General features: G+C 41.2%; 12 protein-coding genes. 6 read left to right on the forward strand and 6 right to left on the reverse strand.

Features of this window, described 5'->3' with window-relative positions; translation table 11 throughout:
• Positions 1 to 92 precede the first annotated feature (92 nt).
• Positions 93 to 1,157: a c-type cytochrome gene (locus tag K1X82_06585; GenBank protein MBX7181758.1), complete on the forward strand. Its 1,065-nt coding sequence runs from the start codon at positions 93 to 95 to the stop codon at positions 1,155 to 1,157.
• 698 nt (positions 1,158 to 1,855) lie between these two features.
• On the opposite strand, the gene K1X82_06590 is transcribed toward K1X82_06585, so the two are convergent.
• The gene (locus tag K1X82_06590; protein ID MBX7181759.1) at positions 1,856 to 3,295 is read right to left on the reverse strand and encodes a hypothetical protein; all 1,440 of its coding nucleotides are present in this window, start codon (positions 3,293 to 3,295) and stop codon (positions 1,856 to 1,858) included.
• 190 nt (positions 3,296 to 3,485) lie between these two features.
• Here K1X82_06590 and K1X82_06595 point away from each other — a divergent pair, with 190 nt between their 5' ends.
• Entirely contained in the window at positions 3,486 to 3,914 is a 429-nt protein-coding gene (locus K1X82_06595) for a hypothetical protein (GenBank protein ID MBX7181760.1), read from the forward strand.
• 596 nt (positions 3,915 to 4,510) lie between these two features.
• Here K1X82_06595 and paaZ read toward each other — a convergent pair.
• Both paaZ and K1X82_06605 read right to left on the reverse strand, forming a co-directional pair.
• Entirely contained in the window at positions 4,511 to 6,553 is a 2,043-nt protein-coding gene (gene paaZ / locus K1X82_06600) for a phenylacetic acid degradation bifunctional protein PaaZ (GenBank protein MBX7181761.1), read from the reverse strand.
• 62 nt (positions 6,554 to 6,615) lie between these two features.
• Positions 6,616 to 7,578: a YihY/virulence factor BrkB family protein gene (locus tag K1X82_06605; protein ID MBX7181762.1), complete on the reverse strand. Its 963-nt coding sequence runs from the start codon at positions 7,576 to 7,578 to the stop codon at positions 6,616 to 6,618.
• A 198-nt stretch (positions 7,579 to 7,776) separates the two neighbouring features.
• On the opposite strand from K1X82_06605, the gene K1X82_06610 reads away from it, so the two are divergent.
• A complete protein-coding gene (locus K1X82_06610; protein MBX7181763.1) occupies positions 7,777 to 7,974 on the forward strand; it encodes a hypothetical protein in 198 nt (65 codons plus the stop codon).
• 62 nt (positions 7,975 to 8,036) lie between these two features.
• On the opposite strand, the gene K1X82_06615 is transcribed toward K1X82_06610, so the two are convergent.
• Together K1X82_06615 and K1X82_06620 are read right to left on the reverse strand one after the other, a co-directional pair.
• Positions 8,037 to 9,434, reverse strand: a complete 1,398-nt coding sequence (locus tag K1X82_06615) for an acyl--CoA ligase (GenBank protein ID MBX7181764.1) — start codon at positions 9,432 to 9,434, stop codon at positions 8,037 to 8,039.
• An 11-nt stretch (positions 9,435 to 9,445) separates the two neighbouring features.
• Positions 9,446 to 10,624 carry an acyl-CoA dehydrogenase family protein gene (locus tag K1X82_06620; GenBank protein MBX7181765.1) on the reverse strand — a complete coding sequence of 393 codons (1,179 nt, stop codon included), beginning with the start codon at positions 10,622 to 10,624 and terminating at the stop codon, positions 9,446 to 9,448.
• 63 nt (positions 10,625 to 10,687) lie between these two features.
• Between K1X82_06620 and K1X82_06625 the strand changes: the two genes are divergently transcribed.
• Positions 10,688 to 12,076 (forward strand): hypothetical protein, encoded by a 1,389-nt coding sequence (locus tag K1X82_06625; GenBank protein MBX7181766.1) that lies wholly within the window; start codon positions 10,688 to 10,690, stop codon positions 12,074 to 12,076.
• 51 nt (positions 12,077 to 12,127) lie between these two features.
• Here the strand turns inward: K1X82_06625 and K1X82_06630 are convergent, their stop codons facing one another.
• A complete protein-coding gene (locus K1X82_06630) occupies positions 12,128 to 12,265 on the reverse strand; it encodes a hypothetical protein (protein ID MBX7181767.1) in 138 nt (45 codons plus the stop codon).
• 4 nt (positions 12,266 to 12,269) lie between these two features.
• On the opposite strand from K1X82_06630, the gene K1X82_06635 reads away from it, so the two are divergent.
• Complete coding sequence (locus tag K1X82_06635; GenBank protein ID MBX7181768.1) at positions 12,270 to 12,869, forward strand: hypothetical protein; 600 nt, start codon at positions 12,270 to 12,272, stop codon at positions 12,867 to 12,869.
• A gap of 11 nt (positions 12,870 to 12,880) precedes the next feature.
• A complete protein-coding gene (locus K1X82_06640) occupies positions 12,881 to 14,899 on the forward strand; it encodes an LTA synthase family protein (protein MBX7181769.1) in 2,019 nt (672 codons plus the stop codon).
• Positions 14,900 to 15,136 lie beyond the last annotated feature (237 nt).

Consider the following 15,136-nt stretch of genomic DNA (forward strand, 5'->3'; position numbering starts at 1 on the left):
CAAAAAATACATTATTTTTTTAAAAAAACACTCCCATTTTACCTTCTACAGGGTATTTGGAGTATGCCTAACTTTGTCAAAAATCTTACAACATGAAAACAACACTCAAATCAATTCTAATTTACGCAATCCCAATTCTAACCATTGTTTCCTGTTCATCTCCGGATCCAAAACAAGAACAGGCAGAGCGAGAACAAAGAGAAAGCAGAAGGTACGACTTGGCATTAAAAGACAAGCTTGAATTGTTTGAAGCACTTCCTTCCCTGGCCGATAACCCGGAAAACCCAAGTTCAGAAGCTAAAATTAAATTGGGTCAATCTTTGTACTTCGATACCAAACTCAGCGAGAAGAACACCATAAGCTGTAATTCATGCCATAACCTGTCTAAAGGTGGTGCTGATGAAAATCCATTTTCCGCAGGCGATAAAGGTCAATTGGGCGGAAGAAACTCACCTTCTGTTTTCAATGCAGCCTTGCACAAATTTCAATTTTGGGATGGAAGAGCAAAAGATGTAGAAGAACAAGCCGGAATGCCCATTCTTAACCCAGCAGAAATGGCTATTCCAAGCGAAAAAGCACTGTGCGACCGTCTTTCAAAGGAAGAATCGTATAAAGCACTTTTCGCAGCCGCTTTTCCGGGTGAAGCAAATCCTATCACTTACACCAACATTCGGAAAGCAATTGCAGCTTTCGAACGCCAATTACTAACTCCATCCAAGGTTGACAAATACTTAAAAGGTGATAGCACCGCTTTAAGCGTTCAGGAAAAACAAGGAATGTTGGCTTTTTCAACCGTTGGTTGCACCAGTTGCCACAATGGCGCCCTTCTTGGCGGTAATTCCTTCCAAAAATTTGGAGTCCATAAGCCTTATTGGGAAGAAACCAAGTCAGAAAAACAAGATGCCGGGCGATATGAAATTACTAAACAAGAAAGCGATAAGTACTTTTTCAAGGTTCCTTCACTCCGAAATGTTGCCCAAACCGCTCCATATTTCCACGATGGTAGTGTAAAAGATCTGGACAAAGCAGTGGAAGTAATGGCCAAAGTTCAGTTGAATTATAACCTTTCAGATAGCGAAAAGGCTAATATCGTAGCCTTCTTAAAAGCTTTGGATGGAAGTATTCCTGTGGCTTTTCAAAGTGCACCTAAGAACTAGTTAGACCCAATTTATAGCCAAAGGCCACTTCAAACGAAGTGGCCTTTTTTATTCCAGGTTTTGGCAACTAAATCGTCATGAACTGATAATCCCAAATTGCGCTTTAGAAATGCACAAACGAATTAAGAGGTTGTAATTCAATTTCTAATGAAAATTGAAATCAAAATTGTCAATAGAAATTTTAAACTACGTTTTGAGACAAGTGTTAGTAAGGTTTTCAAGTAATTTTAAATGGTAATAAAACCTAACTAACACTAGCTTGACGATACAGCTTGAATCATCCCACATCCCATCACGCTTGTCATTTGTTCACTTCGTTTCAAATGACAATTTCGGGTTAAATTGGGATAACTATACCGAATGGACAATATGTTTAGTCCAATTTTATTTATTAATTTTTTTTGAAGAAATTGGCCTAACATACTGTATACTAGTTAATTACCAATCCAAATTTATAAAAACCCTTCGGACTATTAAAAAATTAAAATTGATATAATTCCATAAACAACCCAATATTTCATTACAATATGGTAATGCCCCTCGGGTAGGGATAGCAGTGGAAAGCCCACAGACGACCGTGGCGCTAGCCCGGGCGGCGAGGACTTGAAACGAATAGCCCGACAGGCCGCTTTGACAAAAGCTAACGTTTCCGCACCGTGTTTAGGGCGGCCTGGACCCGCCAAAAAATCATCCTACACCTACATTTCCTTAGCCAATTCCTCCAGGGATTTACCAGTTTTACGGTTCATAATCCATAGTTTGAGCTCATCAACACCGACCGATTTAATAAAATCTTTGGAAGCGATAATGGATTCCATTTGATTTAAATAATGCTCAGTACTTACCTTCTTTGAGCCTTCTTCAATTTTAGCAACAAGCAGAATTAGTTTACAATAATCCGATGGAATTTCAATTTTAAAACGACCGGGTTTATAGGCCATTTGACAAAGTTTCTCCAACTCTTTGGCATTCTTAGTATCGGCATACAGCAAGGCCGCCATTACATAGGCAAACCGCTGAATATCCGTTCTGGCTTCAAAATACTTATATTTAATTATCTTCTGTATCCATTTAATACTTTTGGTGGGTTCCTTATTGATCCATAGGGAAGCGGCCAGGTTAAAGTAAATGGTTATTTCAAAAGTCTTATCAAGCTTACCTACGTAATTACCCAATTTCCTTTCCGTTTCGGATTCAAGTGCAGAGGCCTTTTTAAACTCATTTTGCCCTATAAAAACAAGTAATTCCAGGTAACGCACCAATTGAAAGGAAGAGACTTTTTCAAATTCACCGGAAGGCTTAAAATGCTTTATTTTATCAATGATTTCAAGCATAATGTCAGCCTCCTTGCTACTATTGAGGGCGGAGGCATAATTGGAAAGTATGGAAATATATGTAGTTGGAAAAATCTCTTTTCGCAATGGTTTTTCTTCGAAAAGCTCTACAATTTGCTTGCGATACTTCTTATTTTCCGCTTTTTCATTATTAAACTTAGCTAACCTGGCTTTATCGGACAAAAGGAGTCTTTGACAGGTATGGGTTAAATACTCAGCCGGCACCTCCATTTGTTGCTGTGATTCAACTTTTCCATTTTGAATTTGAATAAATAACTTGTCGTGATTATACGAAACCATGGTTTCATAATCCAACATGGCCAATCTGCATTTTTTTTCATGGAAAATCCAATCCATTTCAATTGAAGTATCTGCTTTCAAAAAATTCCTAATGAGGATACCTTCCAAACGCAAACATTCCAAGACCACCATGTGGAAATCAAACTCATCGGCTTTGCGCTTGGTTTCATCCAGGAGTTCGAAAGCCATTTCAAACTGATCCCTTGTAATGAGGTAGGCGGACAGGCGGAGGTTACGGTGCAATTCGGCTTCGTAAGAAGCTCCAGATTCATAATCGTCCAACAGAAAATCGAGCAATTGCTTTTTCAGCAATAATTTATGTCGATAATATTCTCGTCTTTCTAGCTCCTTCATCAAGGGAACCTTAGCATCCACCAGGTTATCAAAGATATTCTTAATTCGCCTTTGGACGATGCCTTTGCCGGAGATGGTGTTGTTAAAATTGGATTTTTCACGGGGAGTTAATGAGTTGACAAGTTGCTTAAGTAGATGGCTATCGGACATGGAATACAAAGGGTTAAAAAACGGAAGCGATAATAGAAAAAAACAGCAGACTTTAAGTTAAAAACACCAATAAAATGAGCCAGAACAGAAAAATTAAACCAAAAAAGCGGTGCGACATTGCCCATTTTTTGCCAAAACAGGTTGGATGTAGATTTAAGAAGTTTACAGCAATTAAAAACCCATTCTCCCCATGGCTTATACTTTTACAGTAAACAAGACTTACAGTGTCAGTTCTTACCAAATCATTTTAAGCAGTTTTACCTACCTACGTGTTAAGGAAATTTCAACTGGTAACATCGTTTACCAAACCTTACTTTCTGGCAAGCCGGCCATACGGGTTGTTGGCTCCAATTATGAAATAGGAACATTCAGTACAAGTGATCCCATTTTTGAGCGAAAAATAGATTTATCCCTTAACCCCCATTCTTTGGAGGTATCCCAGGTAGAAAGCGATTATTGTTGTATTGGAGTATCCAATGATGGAGGAGATACTGTTACCTACACTTACAAAATCAACCTCTGCCCGGTGGAGCTGTGGAAATCGGGCAACAACATTTACCTGCGATCGCCTTATTGCGCCGGCCAATCGGGATGTGGGAATTGTTTTAGTGAGAGTTAAGGGGGGGAGCAGAATAAACTTAGGAAACAATTGGTAGAAACTACATAACTTTCTATACTTTTATGCGGGCCCCCTCCGCCCAACTAGCTTTTTATTAAACCCCAAACAACCTTCACGGGCGTTCGGGTCACGCTATCGGCTGTAGTCCAAGCCAACTCCGCTCAATCGCTGCGTTGGCTTGGAGCTACTTGCCTCTATCGTTGCCCGATGCGCTACCTATTAGTGGATATATAAACCAACTTATCACACTACCAATCAGGATTCTGCAAGGAATTCATGGCATATTTATAAAGCCCATTTCACCAACCAAGCAAACAAGAATATAAGTAATTGAAAATAAACGATTTGAGTATTTTTGCAGCCCTAAAAAACCTCTACAAACAAAATAACATACACCCAGCTACATCTCCCACACCAGCTTATCCATACGTGTACTCCCTCCGGGTAGGGATAGCAGTGGAAAGCCCACATCCCGAAAGCTTTCGGGAGAGGACTTGGAACGAATAGCCCGACCATGAGCCCCCTGCCAAAAGCCTCCGGTTCTGCACCACAACTTTTGGGCGAATGGGACCCGCCCAATAACTATCAAAAAAAACTTACTCCTCCCTTCTTTCCACCAAGGTCAAAATCGTTGCCAAAGCCACGGTTTCGCCGGTTTCGTCGTATACATCAACCTGCCATTTTACTACACCTTGAGGCTTTTCACCTTCGCGCTTTTCCTTCCAAATTTTTTCTTTTACGGTGAGGCGTACGCCAATAGTCGCACCTACGTAAACCGGCTTGATAAAACGCAACTCGTCCAGACCGTAATTGGCCAAAACCGGACCTTTTTTGGGGTCAACAAACAAACCGGCTGCGGCTGAAATGACGAAGTAGCCATGCGCCACCCGACCTGTAAACACACTGCCCTCCAGAGAGGTAATGTCAGTATGGGCATAAAAATTGTCACCGCTGATGTTGGCAAAATTTACTATGTCGGTCTCGGTAACCGTGCGTTTGTGGGTAACCAGGGTCTCCCCTATCTTCAAATCTTCGAAATATTTGCGGAAAGGATGAATGATATCCTCCGTTTGCCTGGCTTTGGGCTGGTACACATTGGTAATACGGGTAAGTGTGGTAGGACTGCCCTGTATGGCCGTGCGCTGCATATAATGGAATATGCCGCGTATGCCGCCCATTTCCTCTCCCCCTCCTGCTCTACCCGGACCACCATGCACCAAATGCGCTAAGGGTGAACCATGCCCGGTGGCCTCGCCGGCACTTTCGCGGTTAATGATGTACAAACGTCCGTGGTAAGCTGCCGTATTTAATACTATCTCGGCTGCAAAATCGTCGCTGGCAGTAAACACAGAACCCACCAGACTTCCCTTTCCCATCTTGGCTAAACGAGCTGCATCCTGTGCAGTTTTATAAGGCATAACTGTACTAACCGGACCAAAAGCTTCGATGTTGTGCGGTGCTGTTTTGGTAAAAGGATCGTTGCAATACAAAAGCATAGAAGCAAAGAAGGAACCTTTTTCACGATCACCACCTACAATTTCAAAATTGTCTAAATCACCATATACTACTTCGCATTCTTGTTTGAGCAATTCCACCTTTTCTCGCACATCCTTCACTTGACCTTTACTGGCTAGCGGTCCCATGCGAACACCTTCCAAACTCGGGTCACCGATTTTGGTGGTAGCAATGCGCTTTTTAAGAGCATCAATAACCGGTTCCACCAAATGTTCAGGAACAATAGTACGTCGAATGGCGGTACAACGCTGTCCGGCCTTGGTAGTAAGTTCTTTGCTAACCTCTTTGATAAAAAGAGAAAATTCTTCCATATCCGGCGTTACGTCGTTTCCTAGTATGCAGCAATTGAGGGAGTCGGCCTCCATGTTAAACCTTACCGAATTTTCGATAATGGCAGGGTGGGCCTTGAGCATACGTCCGGTTTCGGCGCTACCGGTAAAGGTTACCACATCCTGGCAATCCACAAAATCGAGAATATTTCCGGCACTACCGCAAATTAATTGCAATGCTCCGGCGGGGAGTAGTTCGGATTTGATAATTTCCTGCACCATCAATTCGGTAAGGTAACTGGTAGCGGTAGCAGGTTTTACAATAGCAGGAACACCGGCAAGGAAGTTTACAGCCAACTTTTCCAGCATGCCCCAACATGGGAAGTTGAAGGCGTTGATATGAATCGCTACACCTTCAAGAGGCACACAGATATGATGACCAATGAAGGTTCCGCCTTTGGAAGTAACTTCAGGCTTGCCATCCACATGGAAGGTTTCGTTGGCCAGTTCGCGCCTGCCTTTGGAAGCCATCACAAACAGGTTTCCAATGCCTCCTTCGATATCCACCCAGCTATCGCCTTTAGAGGCACCGGTGGCGGCAGAAAGTTTATAGAAAATTTCTTTTTTCTCATTCAGGTGCATGGCCAGGGCCTTGAGCATGAGGGCGCGCTGGTGAAAGGTCATTTTACGCAAAGTTGGACCTCCTACGTTACGGGCATATTCCAACATGGCTTTAAAATCGAGGCCTTTGCTGGTGGCGGTTGCTACTAAATCACCGTTTACGGCATTATAAAGTGGGGTTCCATCGCCTTCACCTTCTACCCATTGACCCAAAGCATAATTTTTAAGTTTCATTGCACTGAATTTTCGGCAATGATAACATGGAAAGGTTTAAGATGGAAACACAAACGCAATTATCACCCCGTTGAAGGTATAACTTCGGTTGAAGGACTATCCTTCGTAGTAGTTTGTTTGGCACGTTCAATACTTGCATTCAACTCAAAACCTATCAATAATAAAAAGGAATTGATGTACAACCACAGCAAAACAATAATGAGGGTGCCGATGGAACCATATAATTTGTTGTATTGATTAAAGTGATTGATGTAAACGGAAAAACCGTAAGAAGTAAGGATAATGAGTAGGGTTGCCAAGGAGGATCCGGCCGAAAAGAAGTTCCAACGGGTATGCCGAGATGGACCTAAGTAATACACAAAGGACGTAGCAAAATATACCAGGGCTATGGAAACAAACCAGTTAACCAGCAACAAGACCAGGTAATTGTCCTTGCTCATAAATCCATTCTTAACCAGGTAACCCATAACTACCTGACTAAAGATAATTAGGGCTATCGAAACCAATAAAAGAACCGAAAGAATTACAGTAAGCAGAATAGCCACAAAACGCTGTTGCAAGGCTTTTCGGCGGCGAACACTGTGGAAGGTACGGTTAAATGCCTCAATCATGGCATTGATGCCATTGGTAGCAAAGTAGAGGGCGAAAATAAATCCGAAACTTAACAAACCACCACGACGCTGTTTTACAATGTCTTCAATAGTTTCACGACTAGCTTGATAGGCATTGTAAGGCATAAACTCTTCCAACAAACTTAATAGCTGTCCCTGAAAATTATCAATGGGAATATAGGCAATGAGGGTAAATAAAAAGATTATTGCAGGAAAAATGGCCAGGAAAAAGCTAAAAGCCATGCTGGAAGCTCGAATATTTAATGCCCCTTTTTGTAATCCTTGAATAAAGAAAACCATTACATCCCAAAAGGGCAAACCATCGAACAATGGAAGCCGAACAGATTTTAGTTTTCTGATCAACTTACGCAGCAATGCCCATTTCTTTCGGCTTTTAAATTCTGTAGTGCTCACCTCGAATCTTACGTTTTTGGAATGATTTGCAACAAAAGTACATTCATTTATTCAAACTTTTTTCTAAAAAAAACATTCTGAAACCCTTGAAAATAGGATAAAAGAGAAAAAATAAAGAAAAATTTGCATTAGTTGTTAAAGAAGTGTTAATTTTGCGCCATTAATCACAATTATTAACCCAAATTAAGAACCTTCAAAATGAACAAAATTTTCTCTCTAGTTGCTGCTTTCGCAGTTGTTGCTCTAGTATCTTGCGGTGGTCACTCAGAAGAAGCTGCTGCTGTTGATTCAACTGCTGTAACTACTGACACTGCTGCTGTTGTTGAAGCTGCTCCAGTTGATACTGCTGCTGCTGACACTGCTGCTGCTGCTCCTGCTGCTGAAGCTCACCACTAATTGAAATTAACAATTCAAATAAAAAAGGCCGTTAATTAACGGCCTTTTTTATTTTCAATTACTCAACGTTTAATCTTACCACTAAAGGTTTCCGGAATTTCACTCACCATATTTATCTTCCTTGGCACCTTATACAAGGCCAAATGCTGTCTTAGAAATTGCTTGATGGTATTTTCATCTAACTCAGAAAACACTACGATATCAGCAATCAATTCCTCTTCACCTCTGCCATCGGCCAATCCGTAAACCTTGCACCCTCTTATCTCGGGTATTTGCAGCAAAACCTCTTCCACCTCTTCCGGAAAGACTTTTAATCCGCTCAAATTTACCATAGACTTTTCTCTTCCTTTGATAAAATATCTGCCTTGTTCGTCACGAACTGCCCAGTCGCCGGTGTAAAACCAATCTGAACCGGCGGGTTTCCATGGAACAAGATAAGCCTGAAACCGACCAACACCCCGAATAGCCATTCTACCTTCCATTCCTGCCGGCAATTCATTCCCCTCCGAATCAAAAATTCCAACTTCATATCCCGGAGTAACTGTTCCAACCGAATCCATTAAATTGGGGTCAGGTCTACTATGAATCAAAGGCAAACCATATTCAATAATGCCATAAGCCTGGGAAACCGGGATACGGAAACGTTCATAAAATTGTTCGCAAACATGCCTTTGAGCCCCTGCCGAAGTTGAAATTACCCACCTCAAACTAGCAGGTAAGGTAACTTTAGATTGAGCCAACAACTTTATGTGTAATGGACTTGCATAAAAAAAACTGGCCTGCTCCTTGGTTAATAATGCCGCTATTTCTGCAGGGAAAGGACTTTTACAAAGCACCACTTTACAACCATAGCGAAGATATAACATGATGGAAACAACAAAATGAAAGGCCATTGGAAGTACCCAAACAACTGTATCATTCGATGACAAATTTAAAACGCGATTAGCAGATTCAATTCGTCCCCAAATGCTGTTCAACGACAACAAAACCCCTTTGGATTGCCCGGTAGTGCCGCTGGTAAATCGTATAAAAATAGGATGCTCAACACTTTGCCAATTGCTAAGGTTGGAATGAACCCGAAAAAAAACAAATGGGAGATTTTGAATAACTAAGGCCGGTTTTACCTTGTTCGAAAACCATTGTGAATTGGCTAAAACCCAGTTGACATTGGCCTTTGCCAATACTTCATCCCATTCGTTTTGTCCAACTTGGTGGTACACCGGCAAGGCAACGGCACCAAGTCCCATTACAGCATACAATGAAGCCGCAAAAGCGATGCTATTATCGTCTTTTACGGCTACAACTTGTTTGGCTTCCAAACCGGCTAAAATCAATTCAACCTGGATGGATTTTACCAGTTCAAAAAATTCGGAATAGGTAATGGTGTTATCTTTTTCTACTAAGGCTATTTGGGGCCCAAACAACCTTGCCGATTCGGATAAACTCTCCTGAATACCCATTCATTCATGACTTAGGTAAAGGCATTAAATCCGGTAACATCCATACCGGTTATGAGCAAATGGATGTCATGAGTACCTTCGTAGGTAATAACGCTTTCCAAATTCATGCTGTGACGCATAATCGGATATTCACCGGTAATACCCATACCACCCAACATTTGACGAGCATCGCGGGCAATGGTTATGGCCATGTGCACATTATTCCTTTTGGCCATGGAAATTTGGGCAGGTGTTGCCTTGTGTTCATTTTTCAAAACGCCTAAACGCCATGCCAGCAACTGGGCCTTGGTAATTTCTGTTATCATTTCAGCCAACTTGCGCTGTTGCAATTGAAAACCTCCAATGGGTCTGCCAAACTGTATCCTTTCCTGAGAATAACGCAAAGCGGTATCATAACAATCCATCGCAGCTCCAATAGCGCCCCAACTAATTCCATAACGGGCTGAATTCAAACACCCTAACGGTCCTTTAAGTCCTTTTACATTGGGTAACAAATTCTCTTTCGGAACCTGGACATTATCAAAAATCAATTCGCCTGTTGCCGAAGCCCTCAACGACCACTTACCATGGGTTTCGGGAGTTGAAAACCCTCTCATACCGCGTTCAACAATAATTCCTCGAATATCCCCTTGCTCATCTTTTGCCCAAACAACTGCAATCTGTGCAAAAGGTGCATTGGAAATCCACATTTTGGCGCCATTCAATAAATAATGATCCCCACAGTCTTTAATATTGGTTAACATACCACCCGGATTGGAACCATGATCCGGCTCCGTTAACCCAAAACATCCCATCCATTCTCCACTGGCTAACTTAGGCAGGTATTTTCTACGCTGTTCCTCGTTTCCGTAAGTATAAATAGGATACATTACCAAGGAACTTTGAACCGAAGCAGTAGAACGAATGCCACTATCACCTCTTTCCAATTCCTGCATAATTAAACCATAGGATATTTGATCCAAACCGGCTCCACCATATTCAGTAGGAATGTAAGGTCCAAAAGCACCAATTTCGGCCAGGCCTTTGATTAAATGCTTTGGAAATTCGGCACGTTGAGCGTATTCCTCAATGATTGGACTTACTTCCTTCTTCACCCAAGCCCTGGCTGTATCTCTAATTAATTTATGTTCATCTGTTAGAAGTTCATCCAACAAATAGTAATCAGGGGCTTGAAAACGATCTTGACTCATGAGTAATTTTGGTAATTTTGGGCAAAGGTAAATTACGAAAAGAAAATTTCCCATTCTTGCAGAATGATTCAGTCAACAAGTTTTATTAAAAAACCGGCCATCCCTTTGCTGGCTTGGATTTCCTTGTTGATACTTTCCTTAGTATTTGCTGCTGAAAGGGTTTCTTTCACTGATTCAGCCTGGCAATTTTTTCAAAAGCTTAACTCGGAATCTTTTGTTTTTCCCCAAGACCGTTATGGCATATTTTGGATGGCTATTCCTTCCTGGATAGGCATACGGCTTGGTTTACCATTATCCTCGCAAATTTACCTGTTCTCCGCCGGATATATTGCTATGTACTTTTTACTCTGGTGGATTTGCTTTTATCCCCTCAAAAATCCAAAAGCTGCATGGTTGGTACTGTTAAGTGTTATTTTAGGTACCAGACAAAGTTTTGTTCATCCCATTTCAGAAACCCACGAAGCATTGGCCTTTGGAGCCTTGTTTTGGGCCATTCTGGAATCCGACTTTAAACCCTGGACCAAGTATTTCTTTAGCCTGGCAGTATTAGCCAATACCATGTTAATTCATCCAATCGCAGTTTTTGTGCTGGGATTTGTTCTTCTTTCTAATTGGCTTTTAGCACCTAAAACAAATAAACCTTTGCTATTTTCTTTGTTGGCAGGATTAGTAGCCTGGAGTTTCACCCGCTTCCTTTATTCCAGCGGAAACTATGATGCTGGCCAATATGCCCTTTTAAAAAATATCCAGCCTTCCGATTTGATTCCATGGAAATGGGTTTCACTTAAATTCTTAGCCACTCGAAGCTATTACTTGTATTGGCCTACGGGTATCCTTGCCGGGTGGACCTTGCTAACCTGGTGGAAACAAGGAAAAAAAATGGAAATTTTTATCCTTTTCGGGGCCATTTCAGCTTATACGCTGCTTGCTATCATCACCTTTCGAACCGGCGACTCCGATTACATGATGGAAAAGAACTTTTTACCCTCCGTCTTTATGGTTAGTCTGCTCTTTCTCCACACCTTATTTGCTGATTCAGAATCAAACCTTGGAAAAAACTGGCTTATCATTGCCTGTTTAGGCGGAATATTCATCTGCTGGCGAGGTATCTCTATCTTTTCCACCCGACTACAAGCAATAGATTCTTTGATTGAACTTAGTATGAAACAAGGTCATTCCAAATCCTATGTATTAGAGCGTGATTTAGATTCAAAAACATACCTGGTAACCTGGGGACTTGGCGTTGAAACCTACCTCCGGGCCTTAACTAAATACCACCAAAACGTAAGCATTTTCATTCAAAATGATTCTCTTCCTCCTTTAAAATCCTCAGATTTTAGGGCAGTACCATGGCAAAGTTATAACAACAATCAACTTAATCCATCCTTTTTCCCCCACGATACTGCCTCCTACTACCGCCTGAATATACCCCTACAAAACAGAAATCAATAACTTTCTTCCGGCATTGGCAAGGCTACCTGCAAGTTAGGTCAGGCAAAGTATTCAGCTAAGGCATAAAACTGCTTCATGCCCCCTTGAAACCTGTCCGGGATTCATTCTTGCTATTGCTGCCCCACCAAATACTTCGAATTTTAAATTCTCCAATGCACCAATTGGATTTAAAAATGCTACTTTTGGCATTCACATGCTTGGTTTAAAACGTATTTTATTGCTTAACCTCTTCCTTGTGGCTTCCATTAACGGCTTCGGGCAAGGGAAAGGTGATGCCATTTCATTGCATGATAAAAACCGAAACACCAATCCCAACGCATTTTATTTGGAATTGGGTGGAAGTGCTGTTTTATATTCTGCCAATTATGAACGTTTGATCGTAAAAACAGGAAAAACTGCTTTATTTGCTCGTATTGGCCTTCAATACATTCCTATCAAAAGAGCACAATCTGTTGTCCATATTCCTTTGGCTGCCAATTGGGTATTAGGTCAAAAACGCATTAAAGCTGAAATAGGAATGGGTGCTTTGTTTCGCATAGATTTTAACCCGGTTGCCGGAGAAGGTTTTTACTTTACCAATCCACCAACCCGTATCTTTCTAACTCCGGTTTTAGGAATTCGCTACTTCTCCAAACGCAACGAATACGGTGAATACTTTATGATGCGTTTAACCATAACCCCATTAATCGGCATGAATGTTTTCTCCAACCCAACCAATAATTCAGCCAACCTTCCCAACATCCTTCCCTTTGCGGGAATCAGCTTTGGAAAAACCTGGGGCGGGCGCAAATAATTTAGGCCTTGATGGTATTTTTATCCAACATCAAAGAGTTTGTTGTTAAACATATCCTTTTCGGAATTACCCTGTTTCTAAGTCTATTCCTGGTCCGTCTCATCGAGCTAAGCTACCTCGGCATTTCCATTCATAAAGTACCTTCCTTGGGAGCTATGGGAATGGCGTTAAACATGGATGCCTTCTTTAGCTTGTCCGTTTCTTTCGTGTTCTTCCCATTGATTTTACTTAATTTTCTAGGTCAACGCTGGGCCGGCTTGGTCTACAAAATCCTAATCACCCTGCTGCTGTTCGTTCACATTGCATTGACCCATTTTTACCTCACTACCGGAGTTCTGCTGTCAAGCCTCTTTATGAATTTTACTGCCCAGGATATTCTGCAGATTTCAATGGCCGAATTATCCCTGTCCCGACTGGCTATTTGGATTATTTATCCGGTTGTTTTCTTTTTTGCCCATACCAGCTATAATCGCATCAGACAATGGACCATCCATCTTCATCTCCAAACCGGAATGGTTGTAGCATACGCTCTTGCCTTTGCCATTATCGCTAACAACAAACGTTTCTACTACAAAGCCTTGCATAATTTCGATTCGTATTTCGATTATTACTTCGGCAACAACAAAAGCTTATACCTCCTGAAAACAGTTTTCGAAGATATTGACCTGGCTCAAAAAATGTCGTCGATGAGCAAGGAAGAATTGCTGGAAACAATCCGGAATTACCAAGCCATAAACCCGGACTTTACTTACATCTCCAAGGAGTTTCCACTGTTAACCAAACATGAAATCAACAATGTGTTAGGGCCCTTTTTTCCGGAACAAGCTTCCAAACCCAACATTGTATTCCTATGCGTGGAAAGCCTTTCGGGAGCCTTCACCGGAAAAAACACCCACAGCGGCCATTTTACCCCTTTTGTTGATTCCCTTATCGACCATAGTTTGTATTGGAGCAACTTCCTCAGCAATGCCGAACACTCTTACGGAGTATTACCCCATGTTTTGTCATCCTCACCTTACGGCAATAACGGACGTGGCTTTGTGAACCTACCTGAACCGTATCCCCAACATAGCTCCATTATTCAACTGCTGAAACAAAACGAATACCAGGCCAATTCATACTACGGTGGTGAATTGTTCTTCGACAATGTGGGAAATTACATGCGTTATGTTGGACTAAATTGCGCAGTACATGCCGATGTATTTGACAAACAACGATTTACACGTGGAAATTCCAAAATAAATCCCGAACTCAATTGGGGCTACAACGATAAAGACTTATTTGAACAAAGCTTCGAATTCTTCAAACAAAAGGATAAGAATAAACCCTTTGTCGATGTTTTTATTACCCTTTCCCTTCATAGTCCATTTAATCTGGCTACGGACGAATACTTCGACAAAAACTATTTAAAACAACGGCTTTTTAAACTAAATCCAAACTTCGATTCTCTTTATGAATACAGCGATAAACGAGTAATTTCCACCGCCCTCTTTACAGATGATGCATTGAGAATGTATTTCGAATATATAAAAACAAAACCTGAATTTAATAATACTATTTTCATAATTACAGGCGATCATCGTGTAGATTCTGAACTGGAAAGAAAGAGTGAAATTGATTATTACCACGTTCCATTACTCATTTATTCTCCTATGTTAACCCAGCCAAAACAATTTAAAGGGGTTTGCGGACACATCGACATTGTTCCGTCCTTGGTCGAATTATTAAAGCAGAATTTTGGAATGGAATTCGACTACCAACAACAATGGGTTGGAAAAGGTTTAGACACTTCGGCTACTTATCACAACGATCGCTCGTTTCACCTGAGTTTATTCAGCAATACTTACCCTAGTTTCCTTCACCACAATTACTTAATGGCAGGTGACAATGTGGTAAAACTTAAACCTGATTTCACCACCGAACGTGTTACAGATAAAGCTATTATTGATTCTATGTTAAACATTATTCATACCTATAGAATAATAAATAAATACGTTTGTGATAATGATAAAGTACAACGTAAGAAATAATTTGTAACTGAATTAATTTAATTATTATTTGGCGGGTCCCTTCGCCACCAAAATCCTTCTAACCTCTTACTTGAACCAAGGCTCAGGTCGGGCTATACGCTCCAAGTCCTCGCCCCAAAAGGGTTTGGGGCTGTGGGCTTTCCGCTTCTATCCCTACCCGGGATTGGTGCAAACTCCAGCAGCAGTATTTTATACCAATTTTAATTTATAAATAGTCCGAAGGCGTTTATTAATTTA

The organism is Bacteroidia bacterium, from assembly GCA_019695265.1.
Taxonomy (GTDB): Bacteria; Bacteroidota; Bacteroidia; order JAIBAJ01; family JAIBAJ01; genus JAIBAJ01.